Annotated in this window: 20 protein-coding genes; 13 read left to right on the forward strand and 7 right to left on the reverse strand. The window is 44.3% G+C overall.

Translation table 11 applies throughout. The annotated features are described in order from the left end of the window. Together L2747_RS14775 and L2747_RS14780 are read right to left on the reverse strand one after the other, a co-directional pair. A complete protein-coding gene (locus L2747_RS14775) occupies positions 1-1,224 on the reverse strand; it encodes an HlyD family secretion protein (protein ID WP_248999782.1) in 1,224 nt (407 codons plus the stop codon). Continuing rightward, entirely contained in the window at positions 1,217-1,558 is a 342-nt protein-coding gene (locus L2747_RS14780) for an MFS transporter (protein ID WP_248999783.1), read from the reverse strand. Before L2747_RS14780 ends, L2747_RS14775 begins: the two co-directional genes overlap by 8 nt. A gap of 135 nt (positions 1,559-1,693) precedes the next feature. Between L2747_RS14780 and L2747_RS14785 the strand changes: the two genes are divergently transcribed. Continuing rightward, a complete protein-coding gene (locus tag L2747_RS14785; protein ID WP_248999784.1) occupies positions 1,694-2,722 on the forward strand; it encodes an AraC family transcriptional regulator in 1,029 nt (342 codons plus the stop codon). Between the two features lie 38 nt (positions 2,723-2,760). On the opposite strand, the gene mtr is transcribed toward L2747_RS14785, so the two are convergent. Continuing rightward, entirely contained in the window at positions 2,761-4,017 is a 1,257-nt protein-coding gene (gene mtr / locus L2747_RS14790; RefSeq protein ID WP_248999785.1) for a tryptophan permease, read from the reverse strand. Then, complete coding sequence (gene plsB, locus L2747_RS14795) at positions 4,017-6,440, reverse strand: glycerol-3-phosphate 1-O-acyltransferase PlsB (protein WP_248999786.1); 2,424 nt, start codon at positions 6,438-6,440, stop codon at positions 4,017-4,019. The genes mtr and plsB overlap by 1 nt, the downstream gene beginning before the upstream one ends. A 593-nt stretch (positions 6,441-7,033) precedes the next feature. On the opposite strand from plsB, the gene lexA reads away from it, so the two are divergent. The 6 genes from lexA to L2747_RS14825 all read left to right on the forward strand — a co-directional run bounded on the left by lexA (position 7,034) and on the right by L2747_RS14825 (position 13,295). After that, positions 7,034-7,654 carry a transcriptional repressor LexA gene (gene lexA / locus L2747_RS14800; RefSeq protein WP_248999787.1) on the forward strand — a complete coding sequence of 207 codons (621 nt, stop codon included), beginning with the start codon at positions 7,034-7,036 and terminating at the stop codon, positions 7,652-7,654. Next, positions 7,651-8,187, forward strand: a complete 537-nt coding sequence (locus tag L2747_RS14805; RefSeq protein ID WP_248999788.1) for a cell division inhibitor SulA — start codon at positions 7,651-7,653, stop codon at positions 8,185-8,187. Before lexA ends, L2747_RS14805 begins: the two co-directional genes overlap by 4 nt. Before the next feature lie 472 nt (positions 8,188-8,659). Further along, positions 8,660-10,228: a cytochrome c oxidase subunit II gene (gene coxB / locus L2747_RS14810; protein ID WP_248999789.1), complete on the forward strand. Its 1,569-nt coding sequence runs from the start codon at positions 8,660-8,662 to the stop codon at positions 10,226-10,228. A gap of 9 nt (positions 10,229-10,237) precedes the next feature. Further along, a complete protein-coding gene (gene ctaD / locus L2747_RS14815) occupies positions 10,238-11,842 on the forward strand; it encodes a cytochrome c oxidase subunit I (RefSeq protein ID WP_220765678.1) in 1,605 nt (534 codons plus the stop codon). 2 nt (positions 11,843-11,844) lie between these two features. Next, positions 11,845-12,420: a cytochrome c oxidase assembly protein gene (locus tag L2747_RS14820; RefSeq protein ID WP_248999790.1), complete on the forward strand. Its 576-nt coding sequence runs from the start codon at positions 11,845-11,847 to the stop codon at positions 12,418-12,420. Further along, on the forward strand, positions 12,417-13,295 hold the full coding sequence (locus L2747_RS14825; RefSeq protein ID WP_248999791.1) for a cytochrome c oxidase subunit 3: 879 nt from the start codon (positions 12,417-12,419) through the stop codon (positions 13,293-13,295). The genes L2747_RS14820 and L2747_RS14825 overlap by 4 nt, the downstream gene beginning before the upstream one ends. Positions 13,296-13,312: 17 nt before the next feature. Here L2747_RS14825 and L2747_RS14830 read toward each other — a convergent pair whose 3' ends face one another. Further along, complete coding sequence (locus L2747_RS14830; RefSeq protein WP_248999792.1) at positions 13,313-13,531, reverse strand: DUF2909 family protein; 219 nt, start codon at positions 13,529-13,531, stop codon at positions 13,313-13,315. Here L2747_RS14830 and L2747_RS14835 point away from each other — a divergent pair. The 5 genes from L2747_RS14835 (at position 13,530) to L2747_RS14855 (ending at position 17,687) form a co-directional block, all read left to right on the forward strand. Next, positions 13,530-14,264, forward strand: coding sequence for an SURF1 family protein (locus tag L2747_RS14835; RefSeq protein ID WP_248999793.1), 735 nt, complete (start codon positions 13,530-13,532; stop codon positions 14,262-14,264). The two genes, L2747_RS14830 and L2747_RS14835, sit on opposite strands and share 2 nt — an antisense overlap. A gap of 193 nt (positions 14,265-14,457) precedes the next feature. Further along, the gene (locus L2747_RS14840) at positions 14,458-15,000 is read left to right on the forward strand and encodes a hypothetical protein (RefSeq protein ID WP_248999794.1); all 543 of its coding nucleotides are present in this window, start codon (positions 14,458-14,460) and stop codon (positions 14,998-15,000) included. A gap of 11 nt (positions 15,001-15,011) precedes the next feature. Further along, positions 15,012-15,995 (forward strand): COX15/CtaA family protein, encoded by a 984-nt coding sequence (locus L2747_RS14845; RefSeq protein WP_248999795.1) that lies wholly within the window; start codon positions 15,012-15,014, stop codon positions 15,993-15,995. A gap of 68 nt (positions 15,996-16,063) precedes the next feature. Continuing rightward, on the forward strand, positions 16,064-16,969 hold the full coding sequence (cyoE, locus tag L2747_RS14850) for a heme o synthase (RefSeq protein WP_248999796.1): 906 nt from the start codon (positions 16,064-16,066) through the stop codon (positions 16,967-16,969). 88 nt (positions 16,970-17,057) lie between these two features. After that, entirely contained in the window at positions 17,058-17,687 is a 630-nt protein-coding gene (locus L2747_RS14855) for an SCO family protein (protein ID WP_248999797.1), read from the forward strand. A gap of 41 nt (positions 17,688-17,728) precedes the next feature. Here L2747_RS14855 and L2747_RS14860 read toward each other — a convergent pair whose 3' ends face one another. Further along, positions 17,729-18,775: a polysaccharide deacetylase family protein gene (locus L2747_RS14860; protein WP_248999798.1), complete on the reverse strand. Its 1,047-nt coding sequence runs from the start codon at positions 18,773-18,775 to the stop codon at positions 17,729-17,731. Between the two features lie 18 nt (positions 18,776-18,793). On the opposite strand from L2747_RS14860, the gene L2747_RS14865 reads away from it, so the two are divergent. After that, complete coding sequence (locus L2747_RS14865) at positions 18,794-20,125, forward strand: MATE family efflux transporter (protein WP_248999799.1); 1,332 nt, start codon at positions 18,794-18,796, stop codon at positions 20,123-20,125. Positions 20,126-20,220: 95 nt separating this feature from the next. On the opposite strand, the gene nfuA is transcribed toward L2747_RS14865, so the two are convergent. Further along, positions 20,221-20,799, reverse strand: a complete 579-nt coding sequence (nfuA, locus tag L2747_RS14870; RefSeq protein WP_220778295.1) for a Fe-S biogenesis protein NfuA — start codon at positions 20,797-20,799, stop codon at positions 20,221-20,223. Positions 20,800-20,834 lie beyond the last annotated feature (35 nt).

Here is a 20,834-nt window from a genome sequence, read left to right on the forward strand (position 1 = left end):
TTAGATTGAGTAAAAGTAGTAGATTTGCGATTTCATGCGAATGACGATTCCTCGGATAACATCTAAGAAAGCTAAAAACTCAATTGGCTTAGTACCAGAGACCCACGCTAATCCAACTGAACCGACAGGAATATCATAACCTTCCGACTCATTAAGTTTCAGCCTAACAAAGTGATGTTTGTTATTGAGATTTTGCCCCGTCGTCTGCCTAACATTATCGTCCAATGCTAATAAGCGTCCTTGAGATTCCCCTGTGGCTTCAACAATACCTTCGACCTCAGCACTAAACACTTTACCCGGATAAACTGCTGATGCAAACTCTGCCTGCTGACCAACTTTAACGTTGCGAATAGCCTGATGGTTTACTCGCATCAATACGTATTTTTCATTGGTATACATTTGCATACGTGGTGCAACACCAACATACTGCCCCTCACGCATAATAAAGTTAGTCACATAGCCATCAGTAGGAGCATAAATCTTGGTGTTATCTATGTTCCATTGAGCCTGTGCTACATTCTCATGCTCACTATACAAATCCGATTGGCGGCTTTCTACAGCTAGACGAGACTTTTCAATATTAAGCAAAGCCGTATGTTCTGCCATTTGCGCCTTTTCAATCTGCGTCGAATAAGTATTGACTTGAGCCTGAGCGAGATCGACAGCAGTTTGCTGTTCATCTAACTGACTCTTAGTAATTGTGTCAGGGACCACTCTATTTTGTTCAATGTAGCGAGCGAGGGTTTTCTGCTTCCAGGCTAAATCTTTGCTAGCAGCATTGAGTTGGTTGTTAGTAATACTGACATCCGCTATCGACACTTCATGTTGCTTCAATGCAAGCTTTACATCTTCATTGGCCAGTGACAATCCAACTTTTGCCGTCTCTTGCGCAACTAAGGCTTTGTTTAACGCTATCTGGTACGGCTCAGCATCAAGATCATAGATTAACTGTCCCGCCTCAACCTTTTGGTTAGGTTGAACATAGATATTTTCAACTTTGCCGCGGATCTGAGAGTTAGCCGGTCGCAGTTGAATATGCGGTGATTGCACCAAAGAACCCCCAGAAAGATCCATTGGGGTGAAATTAAGTAAACCCACCCAAACAAACATTAACCATCCTGTTCCTCCTAAGTAAGCAAAGCCCTTACTGTATAGATTCCAAGGCATACCGACTAAACGTAATAGGTAGATAAATAACGCCCAAACTGCTAAACCCTCAAGCATTATTCTGCTCCTCTTGCGTTATTGACGACTCTATTTCAGGCTCTTTTTCTCGCCACACGTCTCGGATCCTGCGTAGCGCTTTATCGCCATCAACGAAAGCTACCATTACCGCTATCACCCACACCCAATGCCAGACAAAACCTATCCAAGTGAGCGCTGTGATTAAGCCTATTTGTTGATGCTGCTTTTTATGAGCTTTATTAATAGGCATTTCATGGATTTTCCAAAAACCAAAAGCGGCAGCAGCAACTGTAACCACCATCACAACGGCAGCAACACCATGCAGGGCAGTATCTACACCTGAATCGACAAATGGCATGCTAATTAGACTCATAACGACAACCTTAAAACAATGTTTGGATAGCTAGTTTGCCTTACTTAGGGTTAACAACAAGATTGAATACACTTATGTATCAAATAGCATCAACTTATGATTCAATGAGGTATGATGTTTTAGAGGGATAAACTTATGTTACTCAATACAGCCTTTATCCGCTGCTGCTATATATTGCCTGTGCTAAAAGGAGTCGAAGCGCATTATGGCATTAAAGCTCAAGCGTTCGGCGTGCCTGATTTATTGCTGCAAGAAGCAATGACATTAATCCCTTATACTGAAGTATCAACCTGGTTTGAACAGATTGAAGTATTAACTGGGGATGCCGACTTTATGCTAAAGATCCGTCCTCATCTCAGCTTAAGTCATCTTGAGGTTCCCGGAAATTGGTTTTTAAGCGCCCCTGATCTAGCCATTTCTTTTAGGCGAATTAATCATGGTATTTGCTGCTTTCAATCCGGTGCCAGTTACTATGCGCAGCAATCTGGAAAACTATTGAAGTGGTGCTATAACAATCCTTTTGTAAAAGATAAAGCTCGTGCCCATGACTCTTTGCGAGTCGCACTAACTCTATTTAACGCCATCAGGCACTATGTAGGCGACCATTACCAACCTAAAAAAGTAAGACTTAGTGGCCCACCGATTAACCAACAAGCACTTGAAACATTATTTGGCTGCCCTGTGACATGGAATGCACCGCAAACCGAGATTTGGTTAGATATTGATGACTTACTGATGTCGACAGATGATTATATTTATACCCCTGAACCTCTTACAGCTGCCATCCCACTTTCTCAACTAGAAAAATATTTGAATATGCCACAACCAACTGACACCCCTAAGGTGTTATACGAAATGGTTAATTATTCACGTTATTACGGCTTACCAAGTGTTGATACTGTGGCAGCTCTTTTTGATATTTCACGTCAACAGCTGCAAAGGCGACTGCAAAAACTCGGGTTCACTTTCACCTATCTATCAGGCTATATTCTGTGTAATCAAGCAATAAAGTATATGTTGGAAGGCCGAGAGCTTGCGGAAATATCTAAATTACTCGGTTATAGCAACAGTCACAGCTTCAGTCGCTCTTTTACCCGTTTTCGTAGGCAAACACCGACTCAATACCTCGCTAGACTTAATCTAAAAAACAAAAAGCCTCTTTAAAAGAGGCTTTGGATTAATGCTTAATGTTGGCTCAAGACTTAGCCATAAACAGGAAGTAAACCGGCCATTGCTAATAGGTGACAAGCACCTGTAACCAAGCCAAAAATAATCACCAATACAATTAAAGGTGTGCCGCCTGGCACTCTGAAACTGTCATTATCGGCAAACATCTTACGTGACTTATAGGCCATCATTGCGGGGACAATTGCCGCCCAAATCGTTGCCGCTAGCGCCGCAAAACCAATAGCAATTAAGAAGCCATTTGGGAATAACAAACCCAGAATAGTTGGCGGAATAAAAGTCACCGCTGCAGTTTTTAAACGACCTGCACGCGACTCATCAAATCCAAATAGATCTGCTAAATAATCAAATAGGCCTAAGGTCACCCCTAAGAAAGATGACGCTACAGCTAGGTTAGCAAACAAGGTCAACATAGTATTTAACCAGCTACTTGCCATTACCTCAGACAAGGCACCAACTAACACCCCCATATTACCGCCTTGCGCGATAATATCGATAAATTGGCTACGAGGAATGTTCCCCATGGTCGCCATCAACCAGCAACTATAAATGACTAGCGCAATGAAAGTACCAATGAATAGCGCTTTGATAATCGTCTTAGGCTCTTTACCGTAATACTTTACTAAGCTAGGTACGTTGCCGTGGTAACCGAAACTTGCTAAACCGAAAGGTAAAGCAGCAAGCAAATATGACGCAAAACTTTGTTCACCATCAGGCATAAATAGCTTAGAGGTATCGATATCAATCAGCAGATTACCAACCGCTAAGAAGAAAGTGATTATCATACCACCGAGCATTACAGTAGTAATTCTATCAACCGCTTTAGTACTAATGACGACTATTGCTGCCAACACTCCAGCAAACACTAAACCTGCAATACTTTGAGGCAAATTAATACCTAAGCCTGCAAGACTGTGATTTACAATCGAGCCACCGCCACTGATGTAAGCATACGTTAAGATATACAGTACAAATGCGATAGATAGACCATTTACAATACGCCAAAACTGCCCAAGTGTGGTTTTAGTTAACGTATCGAAACTAGCACCTGGCTCAAAATGCAAATTGGTTTCTAGTAGCATCAAACCCGACACCAACATACAAAACCAAATACCCAATAGCATTACCATTGAATAACCAAACCACATGCCAGCACCTACAACAGGTAGCGAGAACATACCCGCTCCTACCGTTGTACCAGCAATGATCATTGCTCCACCTAATAGCGATTTACCAGCAACCTTATTTTTGGCTGCATTCATATGATTTGCCATTAAGCTTTTTGCTCCGCATGTACACTATCGACAATAGTTTGTCTTACGGATGAGCGTAACAATAAGTTCGCTCTCTCTTTTATACGTTTGATATCCGCGCACCCTTCGTTGTCTGCTAGATAGCCTAGCTCTTTCAATTTGACACTCAGCGTAGCGTATAGCTTCTTGTCATAAAACTCTGGCGCAGTAATACCGTGAAGCGCGCCTAATCTTTGTGCTAGACGATGACTGTCTTTTTCAAGCTCAGAGCGTTCCATATTAGGTTTAACTTCAAGTAAGTTAAACAAAATCGCATAACGCTGCATGGTTTCACTAATCGTACCCGATAACAGCAGTAGCTGATTAATGTTGCTATCAACCACTTCAAAGTGCTCAGCTTCAACAACTAATCCTTGAGCGACGAAAATATCTAAGATTTGGTTCGCATATAGACTTGGTTCTTCTATCCCCATGAATAGCTCAGCTTCAAGCAGTGGATAGAAGTCGTTAACGATACTCACTACATCATTACGACTGCAGTTTTCTTTCCGCAATAAACAAGCAGCAATTAACGATGGCAGTACCATTAAATGAATAATGTTATTGCGATAGTAAGTCATTGTGATCGCGATGCTTTGATCGATAGAAATAATATCGCCAAGCGGATCGCTTTCAATTTGCAGCTTCTTAAGCTCTAAGCCTTGAGAAACCAAATCATGTCCAGTGCCTTCAGGTACAGAGGTATATTCCGTATAAGGCTGCTCTTTCAGAATAGTTAGATACAAGTCCAACTGCTTCTCTAGCTGCGAGCGCTCTAGGGCATTTTGCTCAGACGCCAATAGAACCATACTGGTTAAGGTGACAGAGCTTACCGCAGCCGCATCGTTGATATTGGTCATGACTCGATTAGCAAGCGTGTTAACCACTGGGGTTAACCAAGATGGTTTCTGCTCTGGATCTTGAGCAAGATCTTCACGCCAAGTTGGAGCTTGTTCATTTAGGAAATTGTGTAGGGTAATTGGTTTACCAAAGTTCACATAGCCCTGACCGAAGTTACCTAGCTTGCGAATAGCACCAAATACCTGCCACACAGATTCTTTCTTTTTCTTCTTACCACTAAGCTCTTTGTGGTAAGTCGCGACTTCCATTACATGGTCATAGCCCAAATACACTGGCACCAAAGTCACAGGGCGCTCAACACCACGCAGCACGCTGTTCAATGTCATAGCCAACATACCGGTTTTTGGCGCTAATAAACGACCTGTACGCGAACGCCCGCCTTCGGTGAAATACTCAACCGAATAGCCTTTGGTAAATAGCTGATCTAAATACTCACGGAATACTGCGGTATATAGCTTGTTGCCACCAAAACTACGGCGAATAAAGAAAGCACCGCCACGGCGGAACGCTGGGCCTGCAGGCCAGAAGTTAAGGTTAATACCCGCAGCAATATGCGGCGGTACCATGCCTTGATAATAAAGAATATAAGACAGTAACAAGTAATCCATATGGCTACGGTGACAAGGCACATAAACGATTTCATGGCCGTCATGGTGTAACTGTCTTACTTGCTCGGCACCTTTAATGTTGATGCCTTTATATAATTTGTTCCATAACCAAGTTAAGAATCGCTCGGCAATACGCACTAGGCTGTCAGAGTAATCTGCAGCGACTTCGTCCAAGTATTCCATGGCTTTAGCGCGCGCTTCTGCCTCGGAAATCTTTTTGCTCGCAGCTTCTTCTTTAATCGCTTTAGTAATAGATTCTGACTTTAGCAGTGAGTGAAATAGTGCCTGACGCTTTGGCAACTGTGGACCCGTCATCACTTTACGTTGACGTTGGAAATGCACTCGCGCAACACGAGCTAACTTCTGCGCGATACGCTTATCAGTACCATGTTCATCAGCCATGTAACGCAATGAGACAGCATTAGAAAATTGGACAAAGTTATGACGACCTAAGAACAAAATCATCAAGCACTTACGTAACCACGTTGGATTTTGGCGCTCAAGCACTGCCGCGCGCATGGTGTCATCTTCTTTACCAGGAGTACGCCCCCAATAAAGGCTTACCGGCACCAACTGAATATCTAACTCACGATTTTGTTTATGCACGCTGAGTAGACGTTTGAAGCAATCAATATATTGCTCTCCACCTTCTCGTTGGCCAAAAAGTGGCTTACTGCCCTCTAAACAAACAACTCTAGGCGCTTTAACACCATTAACCTCCAAGTCCTCATAAGGGCTTGGTAATCCGAGTTTGGCAGTCATTTCACTCAAAGCCGCAATATCACTAACGGACTCCGTTTTCATGACATAGGCGAGTGGCTTACTCGGATCAAGATTGAGATCGTCAAATGGATCGTGAGGCACAACAACAGTGTGCACCAATTTGCGCTGCAACCAGCGTAAAGATTTAAACCAAAGAGAGTCTTGTTTGGACATGTTTATATGCAATGTTAGTCGCTTCTAATAAGGCGCTAGAATACCAGATATTGAAACGCTTTGCGCGATTGTATTGTTTATACACATAATCCGACTTGTATATTTATAGAACAAAGACTTACAAACAAAAAATGTAAAAACTGCTGATAACACCCAATTAAATTACGTTCATGCTTATTTCATCTTGTTGACCGTCCACTGTGCCATTAATGTCATAGAATCCTTTTGTGGGATCCAGTTGGAAATGAAACTACCTCTAATGTTAAATCAATAGTTTAACGACTAGAATCCGCATAACTACATTGTTTCTTACCGCGATAACATGAAATTATCCGCAGCAATCCGGCGACAATGAAACTGATCTATTCAACCAATTAAGGACGCTAACCGGCATCAAACGGCTGTTAAGCCAATTACCGAGTACCTCTCTAGTGGATATCGGATGAGATAGAAGTTATCAATTTCATATCGCTGGATTTATTTCATTTGAAACTGGATCCCACACCTAGAAAAAAGTTATATCTGGTTATTACTTGCACTCATAAAATTACTGTATATACTGACAGGTACTGTATAGAAAGACAGGGTTAATAATGAGACCACTAACACCACGCCAAGCAGAAATTTTAGAGCTAATTAAACGTAATATTGCTGATACAGGCATGCCACCTACCCGTGCCGAGATAGCACGACGTTTAGGTTTTAAATCTGCCAATGCTGCCGAAGAGCATTTAAAAGCGCTAGCCAAAAAGGGCTGCATTGAAATTATGCCGGGCACTTCGCGTGGTATTAAATTAACCCAAGAAAGCACTGAAGAAGCGGATTTAGGCTTACCACTTATCGGCCAAGTGGCTGCGGGTGAACCTATTCTGGCTCAAGAACATGTTGAACAACATTATCAAGTTGACCCAGCAATGTTCCGTCCTGCTGCAGACTTCTTACTGCGAGTGCGCGGTGACAGCATGAAGAATATCGGTATTCTCGAAGGTGATCTGTTAGCTGTGCATAAGATAGAGCAGGCTCGAAATGGTCAGGTTGTTGTAGCACGAGTCGAAGACGATGTTACCGTTAAGCGTTTTGAGAAAAAGGGCAATAAAGTTTTCTTACACGCTGAAAACGAAGACTACTCACCAATTGAAGTGGATCTAGCAAACCAAAGCTTAAGCATTGAAGGTTTAGCTGTTGGTGTGATCCGCAATGGAGACTGGCAATGAATAAACTAATGGGAACAAGCCCGCGCCACCCAGGTCTTTGGCAAGATATGCCATCGACCACATTGGCAAACAATCCTATCAACGACATCACGACTATGGTTACCCAAACCCAAGGCCGTGATGAACTGAAACAGATTAGTGCACAGCTTTCGCAGCTAAGCCAACAGGGTCGCTGGATTGTACTCATTAGCCCGCCAAATATTGGTTATAAACAAATGTTAGCCGCAGCGGGTGTGCGTATGGACAGAATATTATTAGTCCACGCAAAAGATGAAGTTGAAACCTTATGGGCAATGGAAAAGGCGTTAACTAGCGGCACTTCTAGTGCAGTGATTACTTGGACATCCTCACTTGATGCTCGCGATAGCAGACGATTACAAATTGTAGCAAAAAGTGCTCGTGCAGCAGGCATTATTATCGAGAACACTCTCGATAATAATACTGAAAATGTAAATGGTCACTTACCAAGTAGCGCAATTAACATACAGGATAATGCTTTTTCACAAGCTTCTCTGTTTGGTGGCATCCATTAATAAATTTTGTTGCTAACCTTGCTAATCTATTCTTTCTAGTAAAGAAATACAGTAATAAAAAAGCTCTCATATGAGAGCTTTTTTATTTCCGTTATTCGGTAAATCAATCGAAAAGTGATCTTGATCAATATTTAAACACCAAGTAGTGTAGGAAGTGATAACAACGATATTTTGTTATATCCGAACGATTTAGTCGTCGGTCTTTAGTTTGATAACAAACAAATTATGATTCAAATTGAGACTGAAATCGGCCTGATATATTTCAGCCGTAGGTGCCAATGTGGTGATACAAAGCAGTAGTAAATACTGAATATACAATAGTCGCTGTCGTAATTAAGTTAGTACGACAAGTTTGACAAAACCACTCGCGCACTTTGAAGTCATCGTTGCTTTTTTGGGAACTGAAGAGTTTACATAGAGCAGAGACTTACTGTGTGACTCTTCTTTGTCTTGTTGACAGAGGAGAAGTCTAGTGAAGCAATTGTTGTATAGTGTGCTAGCGCTACTATTTACGCCCGCGCTTGTTGCATCAGAAATGCCGCTTAATATGACAAAAGGTGTTACGGATATCAGTGGTCAGGTCTACAGCCTCCACATGATAATTCTCTACATCTGTTGTGCTATTGGTATCGTGGTATTTGGCGTAATGATTTATGCCATGATCAACCACCGCAAATCTAAAGGCGCTGTTGCCGCCAATTTTCACGAAAGCACTAAAGTCGAGATCTTATGGACTGTTGTGCCTTTCATTATTCTTATCGGTATGGCCATTCCGGCAACCAAAACACTGATTGCTATGGAAGATCCCAGTAATGCCGATCTCACCATTAAAGTGACGGGTTCCCAATGGAAGTGGCATTACAGCTACTTCGATAAAGACATATCATTTTTCAGTTTACTTTCGACTCCGAGGGACCAAATTGAAGGCAATGCAACTAAAGGCGAAAACTACTTACTGGAAGTTGATAAGCCATTAGTGTTGCCTATTAACCGTAAAGTGCGCTTTTTAATGACTTCTGAAGACGTTATTCACTCTTGGTGGGTACCCGCTTTTGCCGTTAAAAAAGATGCTAATCCCGGTTTTATTAATGAAGCATGGACCAAGATTGATAAACCTGGGATCTACCGTGGTCAATGTGCTGAGCTATGCGGTAAAGACCACGGTTTTATGCCCATTGTGGTTGAAGCCTTATCAGAAGAAGACTTTGACGCTTGGCTAATCGCCCAACAGCAAGAAGCCAGTAACGCTGAAGCTGCAGCCCAAGCCGCCTTGTCGCAAACTCTGACAATGGAAGAGCTAATGAGTCAAGGTGAGCAAGTGTATATGGCTCGCTGCGCCGCCTGTCACCAACCTAATGGTGCCGGCCTACCTGGTGTTTTCCCATCACTTATTGGCAGTCCAATGATCAAAGGCGCAGTTTCTGGTCACATTGATATTGTGGTCAACGGTAAGCCTGGTACTGCAATGCAGGCGTTTTCACAACAGCTCACTGCAACTGAAATTGCGGCAGTAGTGACCTTTGAGCGTAACGCCTGGGGCAATGATTCCGGTGAGATGGTGCAAGCTGCCGATATCAATGCAAATGGTAACGCTGCAACTGATGATGCTGCCGATTCAAGTGCTAACGATACAGGCACACCAACAACCCTCCCCGCCACCTTAGATGATACTCAATCGTTAGAGAACGAGGCTGTTGCCGCAACAGCTGCCGCAGTGGTGCTAGATGATTTGACCATGGATGAACTGATGGCCATGGGCGAGAAAGTCTACATGACCAGTTGCGTTGCTTGCCACCAAGCCACAGGTGCAGGCTTACCACCCGCATTCCCATCGCTCGTTGGTAGTCCTGTTATTAAAGGGCCTGTTACCGACCATCTTGAGATTGTGATTAATGGTAAACCGGGCACTGCTATGCAGGCGTTTGCGCAGCAGTTAACGCCACAAGAGATAGCCGCAGTGATTACCTATGAACGAAATGCTTGGGGTAATAACTCAGGTGATGCCGTACAGGCAACTGATGTCGATGGTCACGCTAAGTAGGGGATGTAAATGAGCACAATTACACAAGATTCACCAGCCGCTCACGACGATCACCATGATGACCACCATCATGGGGCGCCGAAAGGCATTATGCGCTGGATATTAACCACTAACCATAAAGATATCGGTACGCTTTATTTATGGTTTAGTTTCATCATGTTCCTCACCGGCGGCGCCATGGCAATGGTGATCCGAGCAGAACTATTTCAACCCGGCTTACAATTAGTCGAGCCTAACTTCTTTAACCAAATGACCACAGTCCATGGTTTGATCATGGTATTTGGCGCGGTAATGCCGGCCTTTACAGGCTTGGCTAACTGGTTAATTCCTATGATGATTGGTGCGCCAGATATGGCGCTACCGCGGATGAATAACTGGAGCTTTTGGATCTTGCCTTTTGCATTTTCGATCCTGCTAAGCTCACTATTTATGGAAGGAGGCGGACCTAACTTTGGCTGGACCTTCTACGCACCTTTGTCGACCACCTATAGTCCAGACAGCACAGCATTGTTTGTATTTGCGGTGCATATTATGGGCATAAGCTCAATTATGGGTGCGATTAACGTAGTCGTAACCATCGTTAATATGCGCGCGCCGGGCATGACATGGATGAAGCTACCGCTATTCGTATGGACTTGGCTTATCACCGCATTCTTATTGATTGCTGTGATGCCAGTACTTGCGGGCGTGGTCACCATGGTACTTACCGACAAATACTTTGGCACCAGCTTTTTTGATGCGGCCGGTGGTGGCGATCCAGTCATGTTCCAGCATATTTTCTGGTTCTTTGGTCACCCAGAAGTGTACATCATGATTTTGCCATCATTCGGTATCATCTCCGCCATTGTGCCCGCCTTTAGCCGTAAACGCTTATTTGGTTATTCGTCGATGGTTTACGCCACCGCCAGTATCGCTATTTTGTCGTTCTTGGTTTGGGCGCACCATATGTTTACCACAGGTATGCCGGTGTTTGCAGAGCTGTTCTTTATGTATTGCACCATGTTGATTGCGGTGCCAACGGGCGTAAAGGTGTTCAACTGGGTAGCCACTATGTGGCGAGGCTCAATTACCTTTGAGACCCCTATGTTATTTGCGGTCGCCTTTATCATCTTGTTCACTATCGGTGGGTTCTCCGGACTCATGTTGGCAATCACCCCTGCGGATTTCCAATACCACGATACTTACTTTGTGGTGGCGCATTTCCACTATGTGCTGGTCACTGGGGCGATATTCTCCATCATGGCTGCAGCCTATTATTGGCTGCCGAAGTGGACCGGGAACATGTACAGCGAAAGCCTAGGCCGCTGGCACTTTTGGTGTTCAGTGATCTCAGTAAACGTATTGTTCTTCCCGATGCATTTCCTCGGGCTTGCCGGTATGCCACGACGGATCCCAGATTATGCGATTCAATTTGCCGACGTTAACCAAATTGTGTCGATTGGTGGGTTTGCCTTTGGTCTGTCACAGCTGATTTTCTTAGCCGTGGTGATTAAATGTATTCGCGGTGGGGAGAAAGCGCCAGCTAAGCCATGGGAAGGAGCAGAAGGTCTGGAATGGACCATTCCAAGTCCTGCGCCTTACCATTCATTTACAACACCGCCAGAGGTGAAGTAAACATGGATAAGTTACAGCGTAAATCTAATAAGAAACTGATCATAGTGCTAATTTTTAGCTCTCTGGGCATGTTCGGCTTTGGGTTTGCGCTTGTTCCTTTATACGATGTGCTGTGCGACGCGCTGGGGATTAATGGCAAAACCCAAAGTACCGCTAGCGTTTATCAGCCCGTCGTCATCGATAAAAGCAGAAGCATAACCGTTGAGTTTGTGTCTCAGGTACAAAGCGACATGCCTTGGACCTTCAAACCTGAGGTCAACACTATGCAAGTTCACCCCGGTGAGCTTATTCGGACCCATTTTGTTGCGACAAATTTGTCTGCTAAACATATTGTTGGCCAAGCAATTCCGTCAGTATCGCCAGGACAAGGCGCCGCCTACTTTAACAAAACGGAATGCTTCTGTTTCAATCAGCAAGTATTAACGGCCCAAGCCGAAGCTGATCTTCCACTGATATTTTTTGTGGATCCCGAGTTACCGGATTCAATATCAACCTTGACCCTCTCTTATACCCTCTACAACATCACCGACAAGGGCTATGTCGCCAGCACTGCTGTAGAGCAAGGAGCCGCAAGATGACTATAGAAAAACATGAAAACTATTATGTTCCCGCCCAGAGCGCTTGGCCGATTATTGGGGCTATCGGCCTATTTCTAATCGCGTTTGGTGCTGGCAGCTATGTATCAGAATTAAAGACCGACAGTACCAGCGGCGGTTATATTCTGCTGGCAGGGATCGCTGTGATCATTTTTATGATCTTTGGCTGGTTTAGAACTGTCATTGCCGAATCGATGGCTGGACTCTATTCAAAGCAGATGGATCGCTCATTTAGACAAGGGATGAGCTGGTTTATTTTCTCTGAAGTGATGTTCTTCGCTGCCTTTTTCGGTGCACTATTTTATGCGCGTATGATTGCAGTGCCTTGGTTAGGTGGCGCTTCAAACAACGCTATGACCAATGAAGTGTTATGGCCCACTTTCGAAGCAGTTTGGCCGCTGGTCACGACACCCGATGGTACCACCACCCAAGCTATGGGCTGGATGGGACTGCCCCTGTATAACACCTTAATCCTGTTAACCTCATCGGTAACCTTACACTTTGCTCATGTCGGGCTTGAACAAGATAAACGTAAGGCGCTAACGGTTTGGCTAGGGCTAACCATTTTACTGGGTATTGGGTTCTTATTTTTACAGGCTGAAGAGTATATCCATGCTTACCAAGAGATGGGACTGACTCTCGATGCGGGCGTTTACGGCAATACATTCTTCCTGTTAACCGGCTTTCACGGCATGCACGTTACCTTGGGGACTGTATTCTTGATTGTGCTGTTCTTTAGAGTGCTCAAGGGGCATTTCACCCCAGATAAGCAGTTTGCCTTCCAAGCTGGCGCTTGGTACTGGCACTTTGTAGATGTGGTTTGGTTATGTCTATTTATCTTTGTTTACGTATTGTAAAAGATAGAACTGAATCTTTAGTAAGGTCTGGCGTTAGGGCTGATTACGCCAGACCCTAATGCCACCAGCAGCAAGACAACAACTAAAACAGAGAACAGTACCCGTCTACCTAAATATTGGCTCATCGGGACTGTCTGTTCTCCTTTCACCATAATAAATAGGGCGCGACCTAGATTAAACAGTATGAATAGCAGTAGTAATACTAAGACGACTTTAAAGATAAACAAAACAGACATGGGTTCTCCTCGTGTTAAGGTGAATCTTGCGTGGTTATTTATTGTGCTTCTTACTGTGATAGTGTTTTCAACTTTGGTCAAGCTAGGTTTTTGGCAACTCGAACGCGCACAATATAAGTCGCAATGGCAGCAACAGCTAAGCCAAAGACAAGCAGCCTCAGTACTCAGCTATTCTCAGATACTTAATTCAGCTAAAGATGAATCTTTAACTGGCTTTAAACTTAGTGTTACAGTCACTCCTGTCTCGAGTGATATTTTTTTACTCGATAACCAAATCTATCAAGGTCGAGTCGGTTACCTTGCACTGCAAGCACTGCAAGTAGAAGAGCTTCAGCCTTGGCTGCTCGTCGAGCTAGGTTTTGTTCCTGCGGGGTTAAATCGTTCACAATTGCCTGACGTAGACTCCATCAGTCAGCCTATCACGCTAGAGGGGCGGGTTTATCAGAAGCAGATAAACCCGATGAGCTCAGAGTTAATGGCTGAAAACGCTTGGCCCAAGCGCATTCAGAATCTCAATATTCCCCAGCTTGCTCAGTTAATTGATAAACCTTTGGCTAATCTGGTTTTGCAGCCCAATAACCTCGACAACCCGTATCCTCACCCTTGGCAGCCAATCCCGTTATCATCGCAAAAACACCACGGCTATGCGGTGCAATGGTTTTCGATGGCCGCTGTGTTTGCATTTTTAATGGGATATCTATTGTTTCGTAAATTAAAACAATCAGATAAATAAGAAAATAAATAGGCTATTGCTAACTATATACAGACACTGTAGGTTAGAAATTAAGCGACCCAGCCGTTCCGGGAAGCTCAATTCTGATCAATTATTTTGATGGATTATTGTCACCATTTTTAGCCATTACAGACTGATAAGGTACGTTAGTCAGTGCGCTAGAAAGGATGAAAGAACAGAAAGAGGAGATGGAATGAACTCCCCCAAAAAGAACGGTAAGAAAACCCTCATACTTTTGTTATTGGCTTTTGTACTGCCAGTAATGGCTGCCAAGATTGTACTCAGCTTTGATTTATACCAAGGTGGAGCGACCAATAAAGGCCAACTATTAGATAGCATCAGCTATACCAATCTCGCCATGGCTAACCCTCAACCTCAAGAGTGGCAGCTGTTGTATCAATTACCTAGCCATTGCGACGCCATCTGTGAAGACAGGCTCTACATCTTGCAGCAGAGCCATGTTGCCCTTGGCCGTAATCAAGATCGCGTACACACCATTATTATGGTTAACCAACACAGCGATACCGCCGCATTAACAGGCTTTGATTTTGTAACTGCAGCTCCCTCTAAACAGCTTAGTAAGCTGCTCAATCAACAAGAGCTAGTGATAGTCGATCCGCTTGGAAGCTTAGTCATGAGCTATCCGATTGCCGAAGACCATCAAGCACAAATCATGCAAGGTAAAGCGCTAGTAGCCGATCTGCGTAAGCTACTCAAGCTTTCACGGATTGGATAAGGGGGACTTTGATGCAGATTAAGTCGTTATTGAAAATCACTTTAGTGTTTACTTTGTGCGTGATTATGATGGGAGCTTATACACGACTCTCTGACGCGGGCCTTGGTTGCCCTGACTGGCCAGGTTGTTACGGCATGCTAAAGGTGCCAACTGAAACCCATGAACTAAATCAAGTTCAGCAAGCGTTTCCTGATCATACAGTTGAAACCGAAAAAGCATGGCTGGAAATGATCCACCGCTATATAGCTGGTGCACTTGGGTTGCTGGTTTTACTGATTTTAATACTCAGCCTCAAAGCCACTGACGCTCCCAAGAAACTGCCGATATTCATTGCTGCTTTGATTATCTTTCAAGCCGCATTAGGCATGTGGACCGTCACCATGAAACTGATGCCTATCATAGTCATGGCGCATCTAATTGGCGGCTTCGCGCTATTTTCACTGCTGTTACTGCTCTACCTTCGCAGTAAGCCCCTAAGGATTCCCGGTGGCGATACAGCAGCGCGTAAACTCGCAGGTTTAGCGGCCATCTGCATCGGAGTGTTGTTATTACAGATTATATTAGGCGGCTGGACGTCATCGAATTATGCTGCCCTCGCCTGTACAACACTGCCAATTTGTGAAGGTAATTGGGTCGACAACCTCAGTTTTGCAAAAGCCTTTTCACCATTTCAAGGCGACCACGCCAGCTTTGAATATGGCGTATTAGATTACCCAGCCAGAATGACCATTCATGTGGCCCACCGTGTTGGTGCAGTAATCACAGCCGCCATACTCTTGTATCTCGCATTTAAACTTATTCGCAATGCCAATTCAAACATTATGCGCAATGCAGCATGGTTACTCGTTGGTTTGGTCGTTTTACAGGTTGCACTCGGCGTCAGCAATGTCGTGCTTAACCTTCCGCTAGGAATTGCAGTCTCCCATAACGCTGGTGCTGCGCTATTGCTGCTCAACCTAGTTTTTATCAATTACGCCTTATGGCGCAAAGCATAGGAAGGCTCGATAAATGACAACAAATAACGCCTTTCTTTTTTGTTACTGAGTACAGTGAGGTACCGAATATGGCCAAACAAATTGCAATCACACGCAGCCAATCAACGCCTATGTTTCAGTGGCGTGCCTATTATGAAATGACCAAGCCTAAAGTAGTCGCACTTATGCTGCTAACGGTGTTAGTCGGCATGTGTCTAGCGGTTCCCGGCGCAGTGCCGATTACGCCATTAATTGCAGGCATGGCAGGGATCGGCATGATGGCAGGTTCTGCGGCAGCCTTTAATCACCTCATTGATCGCCGAATCGATGGTTTAATGGCGCGTACTTACAATAGACCCTTACCCAAAGGCAGAGTCTCTATTGCTAAGGCACTAACCTTTTCGTTTGGTTTAGGTATTTTAGGCTTCGTGCTCCTATACACCCTCGTCAATCCACTCACGGCCTGGCTAACATTTGCCAGCTTAATTGGCTATGCCGTGGTCTATACCGCTTATTTGAAACGTGCGACACCACAAAACATTGTGGTCGGCGGCTTGGCAGGAGCTATGCCACCGTTGCTAGGTTGGACTGCAGTAACGGGTGAATTCCATGGCAATGCATTGCTACTGGTGATCATCATCTTCGCTTGGACACCTCCGCACTTTTGGGCACTGGCTATTCATCGTAAAACGGAATATGCCAAGGTCGATATCCCCATGCTACCTGTAACTCACGGTGTCGAGTTTACTAAAACCTGTATTTTCCTATACACAGTGTTACTGGCAATAGCCTGCTTGCTACCAGTATTAGTGGGGATGTGCGGCCCTGTTTATCTTGTCAGTTCCACCCTACTCAGTGCAGGCTTTATCTATAAAGCATGGCAGCTCAAATACCATGAAACCCCTGGGCTTGCGATGGATGTATTTAAGTTTTCTATCTATCACTTAATGCTGCTATTTATCGCCTTGTTAGTTGACCACTATCTGTGGGTATAGCCAATCTATAATTTATAAACACTGTTTATGGCTTTAACGATGGAAACATAAACCTCTGAGAAGCCACTGTAGTGAAAGGGAGTCAAATATGAAGCTTATTTTGGGTATTGCAGCCATCATATTAATCGCAGCAGGAGCTTATGCTAGCGTGCAGCTTAACCAACCTCAGTCGATTAACTTGCAAACCAGTTTCGAATACCCAACGCCACAGCCCTTAGCCCCGTTCTCACTCACAGATCAACGCGGCAATAGCTTCAGCAATGCAGATTTACAAGGGAAGTGGAGTCTGTTTTTTATCGGTTATACCTCATGTCCTGACGTTTGCCCAACCACTATGGGGAAGTTAACGTCAGCTTATGCAGGGCTAAACCAAGTCGAAGATGTACAAGTGATCTTTCTATCTGTTGATCCACAAAGAGATAACATCGATACCCTGAACAATTACATCAAGTTCTTCAATCCAGAGTTTATGGCGGTAACCGGCGAGCATAAGCAATTGTTTCCAATCACTCGTAGTTTGGGTTTTGTCTATGCCATGGTTGGAGACGGCGATGACTACCAAGTCGACCATAGCGCGTCGTTTGCGTTAGTGTCGCCACAAGGTGAAAAGGTAGCGATTATTAAACCGAAATCTCATTCACCGGGTCAATTACCACAGATTAGAAATAGCGAACTGATCCATGATGTAAACGCCTTAATAGGCAAATATTCAAGCTAAAAAAAGCGCCTAATTAGGCGCTTTTATTTTAGTAATCTAGATTACTCAGCAATCCACTGACCGTTAGATTTGGGGCGAACCCACGGCTGTGAAAACCAGTAATAACTACCTTTGCTTTTACTTGGTGCGGTACAGTTATAACGTGAACGGCCAGCAGGTAGGTCTAGCTCAGCTTGAATACTAAATTGGTTATCACTAATCCAATTAGGCTTCTTAGCGCCCTGTCCTTGAATGAAACACATCACTTGCGACTTATTAATGTCGCTCATATCCAATGTCACTTTTATCTCTGGACGCCATTGCCCCTGTACTAATTGTGGATCACTGTTGGTTTGCGCTATCACCGGCATATTTAGACTATGTAGCTTTACCTTTAAACTATTAAGGTCTGCATACACACCGGCAACAGGAAAACGTGGCAATGCAGTTAATGGTGAATATGGGCCTGCTGCACCAGATTGCTGACCAAATGCCACAAAGCCATGTTTAGCTAGCATATCTTCAACCTGCTGATTGTACTCACCATAAGGGTAAGCCAGCATCTTTAAGTTTTGCCCTGTCGCTCTAGCAATCTCAGCTTCTGTGCGCAAAATATTGTTTTCAATACGTGCTATCCACTGCGCCTCAGTTTCGTTACCTTCTTTACGAATAAGGTGCTCGTGATTCCAGCTGTGGTTAGCAATTTCAGCCCCTTCATTTGAAAGAGTAATTAGCTGTTGCCAACTCATCATTTCGCCATAGCCTTTAAGAATTGGCTCTACTGAGACAAAAAGGGTGTAGGGGAATTTATATTGCTTTAAAATAGGGTGCGCCGTATTTGCAATGCTGCGGTATCCATCATCAAAAGTAATCGCAATAGTTTTTGCTGGCAGTGTCTGTTTTGCCTTAATTGACTCCACAACCGTTGAAAGCGGCACAACATTAAAGTTGTTTTCCGCTAGGTACTGCATTTGCTCTTTAAACTGCGCAGGCGTCACACTGGTGATCGCAGGCGTTGTATCGGACACATGATGATACTGCAGGATCACTGCCGCATGAGCCGAAAAACCTGTCAGCGCCAATAGCGCTAGCAACACGTTTTTAACCATATATATTAGACCTCTAAAATGATTGCCTTATTGTTAAACCCACAAAAAAACCGACAGTTATTCGCCTTGGCGCTGCCGATGATCTTATCAAACATCACTGTGCCGCTATTAGGTTTAGTCGATACCGCCGTTGTTGGACATCTTAGCAACGCCTATTATTTAGGCGGCGTGGCAGTTGGGTCAACGATTATAACCTTAATTTTGTGGTTGCTAGGATTTTTACGCATGGCAACCACTGGATTAGTCGCGCAGGCTTACGGCGCGGATGATACTCAACAGCAATTTAAGCTTTTGGTACAAGCTGCAAGTTTAGCATTAATGTTTGGTATCGCAGCCATTGCGCTGCAGTATCCAATTCTAAACTTAGCCATGGCGATGTCTGATGCCAGCGTAGAAGTAGAGCGCTATTGCCGCGAATATTTTCAAGTCCGTATTTGGTCTACGCCATTTGCGCTAATGAACTTAGTGATGCTCGGTTGGCTACTCGGCCGCCAGCAACCTAAAGCCGCCATGTGGCAGCTAATTGTGGCGAACTTAGTCAATATTATTCTCGACGTGCTGTTTGTACTGGTACTCGGCTGGGGCGTTAAAGGCGCGGCATTAGCCTCTGTATTTGCTGATATTTCAGGTTTCTTAGTCGCACTGACGATGGTGAAAGGCCAGCTTAGTAAACTAGGTGACTTTAAACTATTTACAGTGGCTAAGCAGCTATCACTGCAGAGCTACGGCAAGCTAATGAGCTTAAACACCGATATTTTTATCCGTAGTTTATGCTTACAACTGTCTTTTGCCTTTATGACTTTTTACGGTGCTGGCCTTGGCGACAATACAGTGGCCGCCAATGCGGTGTTACTCAACTTATTAATGCTAATCTCCTACGCCTTAGACGGCATAGCCTACTACGCTGAAGCTGAGGTAGGCCGAGCTTATGGGCAGAAAAATAGCCGTTTAATGCAGGAGTCTGTCACCTTAGCTTGGGCATGGTCAGCGATCGCGGCTCTTGGCTTCACGCTGTTTTTTGCCTTAGCAGGTTCCAACATCATCAGCATGTTGACCAGCTTAACCGAGGTGCAAGCCGTTGCTGAGCAGTACTTGTTGTGGGTGGTGTTCCTGCCGTTATTGGCCTTTGGATCTTACTTGTTTGATGGTGTGTATATTGGCGCCGCCAAAGGCAGCATCATGCGTAATAGCATGATCTTATCGACGTTTGGTGTGTTTTTTCCGGTGTGGTACTTACTACAGGCACAAGGCAACCATGCACTTTGGGCGGCAATGAGCTGCTTTATGTTAGCGCGCAGTGTGTCTTTATCGCTGCATTACTGGTTTAGACTAAGACAAGCACTAAGCTAATAGCAGCGCTACCAATATAAAAATCAGACATAAAAAAACGCGACCTAAACTTAAAGCTTAGCGTCGCGTTTTTTATAGCACATAATACAAGAGTATTACTGGTAAGAGTGCTCACCGTGCTGGTGCTCAGTCACGTCTTTAACGCCTGTTAGCTCGCTTGGGAACATATCAAGTAGTTGCTTCTCGATACCATCTTTCAGCGTCACATCAACCATTGAACAACCGTTACAACCACCACCAAACTGCAGAACAGCGATGCCGTCTTCAGTGATCTCAACTAACATGATGTTGCCACCGTGGCTAGCAAGTTGTGGGTTGATTTCAGACTGGATAACGTACTCAATGCGCTCTTGTAGTGACGCATCGTCAGACACTTTACGCATTTTAGCGTTAGGTGCTTTCAATGTTAGTTGTGAACCTAGCTGGTCAGTTACAAAGTCGATTGTCGCTTCTTCAAGGAAAGGAGCGCTCTTTTCGTCAACCATGGCATTAAAGCCATTAAACTCTAGCTCAGTGTCGTCAGCTTCAACAGCATCTGGTGGGCAATAAGATACACCACACTCAGCTTGCGCAGTGCCAGGGCTGATAACAAATACTCGAATGTGAGTTCCTTCAGGCTGATCTGATAACAATTTAACAAAATGCGCCTGAGCTGCTTCGGAAATGGTAATCATGAAAACATGCTCCGTCAGGGATAAACCTGAGTGTT

Origin of the sequence: Shewanella marinintestina, assembly GCF_023283845.1 — a bacterium.
GTDB classification, from domain to species: domain Bacteria; phylum Pseudomonadota; class Gammaproteobacteria; order Enterobacterales; family Shewanellaceae; genus Shewanella; species Shewanella marinintestina.

What these genes read in the sequence shown, in the direction of transcription:
- ctaD (WP_220765678.1), top strand. Translation starts at nt 10,238, where the DNA reads ATGAGCACAATTACACAAGATTCACCAGCCGCTCACGACGATCACCAT.
- plsB (WP_248999786.1), bottom strand. Translation starts at nt 6,440, where the DNA reads ATGTCCAAACAAGACTCTCTTTGGTTTAAATCTTTACGCTGGTTGCAG.
- L2747_RS14840 (WP_248999794.1), top strand. Translation starts at nt 14,458, where the DNA reads ATGAACTCCCCCAAAAAGAACGGTAAGAAAACCCTCATACTTTTGTTA.
- L2747_RS14865 (WP_248999799.1), top strand. Translation starts at nt 18,794, where the DNA reads ATGATTGCCTTATTGTTAAACCCACAAAAAAACCGACAGTTATTCGCC.
- L2747_RS14775 (WP_248999782.1), bottom strand. Translation starts at nt 1,224, where the DNA reads ATGCTTGAGGGTTTAGCAGTTTGGGCGTTATTTATCTACCTATTACGT.
- L2747_RS14820 (WP_248999790.1), top strand. Translation starts at nt 11,845, where the DNA reads ATGGATAAGTTACAGCGTAAATCTAATAAGAAACTGATCATAGTGCTA.
- L2747_RS14855 (WP_248999797.1), top strand. Translation starts at nt 17,058, where the DNA reads ATGAAGCTTATTTTGGGTATTGCAGCCATCATATTAATCGCAGCAGGA.
- L2747_RS14845 (WP_248999795.1), top strand. Translation starts at nt 15,012, where the DNA reads ATGCAGATTAAGTCGTTATTGAAAATCACTTTAGTGTTTACTTTGTGC.
- L2747_RS14825 (WP_248999791.1), top strand. Translation starts at nt 12,417, where the DNA reads ATGACTATAGAAAAACATGAAAACTATTATGTTCCCGCCCAGAGCGCT.
- L2747_RS14835 (WP_248999793.1), top strand. Translation starts at nt 13,530, where the DNA reads ATGGGTTCTCCTCGTGTTAAGGTGAATCTTGCGTGGTTATTTATTGTG.
- L2747_RS14780 (WP_248999783.1), bottom strand. Translation starts at nt 1,558, where the DNA reads ATGAGTCTAATTAGCATGCCATTTGTCGATTCAGGTGTAGATACTGCC.
- L2747_RS14785 (WP_248999784.1), top strand. Translation starts at nt 1,694, where the DNA reads ATGTTACTCAATACAGCCTTTATCCGCTGCTGCTATATATTGCCTGTG.
- cyoE (WP_248999796.1), top strand. Translation starts at nt 16,064, where the DNA reads ATGGCCAAACAAATTGCAATCACACGCAGCCAATCAACGCCTATGTTT.
- L2747_RS14805 (WP_248999788.1), top strand. Translation starts at nt 7,651, where the DNA reads ATGAATAAACTAATGGGAACAAGCCCGCGCCACCCAGGTCTTTGGCAA.
- L2747_RS14860 (WP_248999798.1), bottom strand. Translation starts at nt 18,775, where the DNA reads ATGGTTAAAAACGTGTTGCTAGCGCTATTGGCGCTGACAGGTTTTTCG.
- lexA (WP_248999787.1), top strand. Translation starts at nt 7,034, where the DNA reads ATGAGACCACTAACACCACGCCAAGCAGAAATTTTAGAGCTAATTAAA.
- L2747_RS14830 (WP_248999792.1), bottom strand. Translation starts at nt 13,531, where the DNA reads ATGTCTGTTTTGTTTATCTTTAAAGTCGTCTTAGTATTACTACTGCTA.
- mtr (WP_248999785.1), bottom strand. Translation starts at nt 4,017, where the DNA reads ATGGCAAATCATATGAATGCAGCCAAAAATAAGGTTGCTGGTAAATCG.
- nfuA (WP_220778295.1), bottom strand. Translation starts at nt 20,799, where the DNA reads ATGATTACCATTTCCGAAGCAGCTCAGGCGCATTTTGTTAAATTGTTA.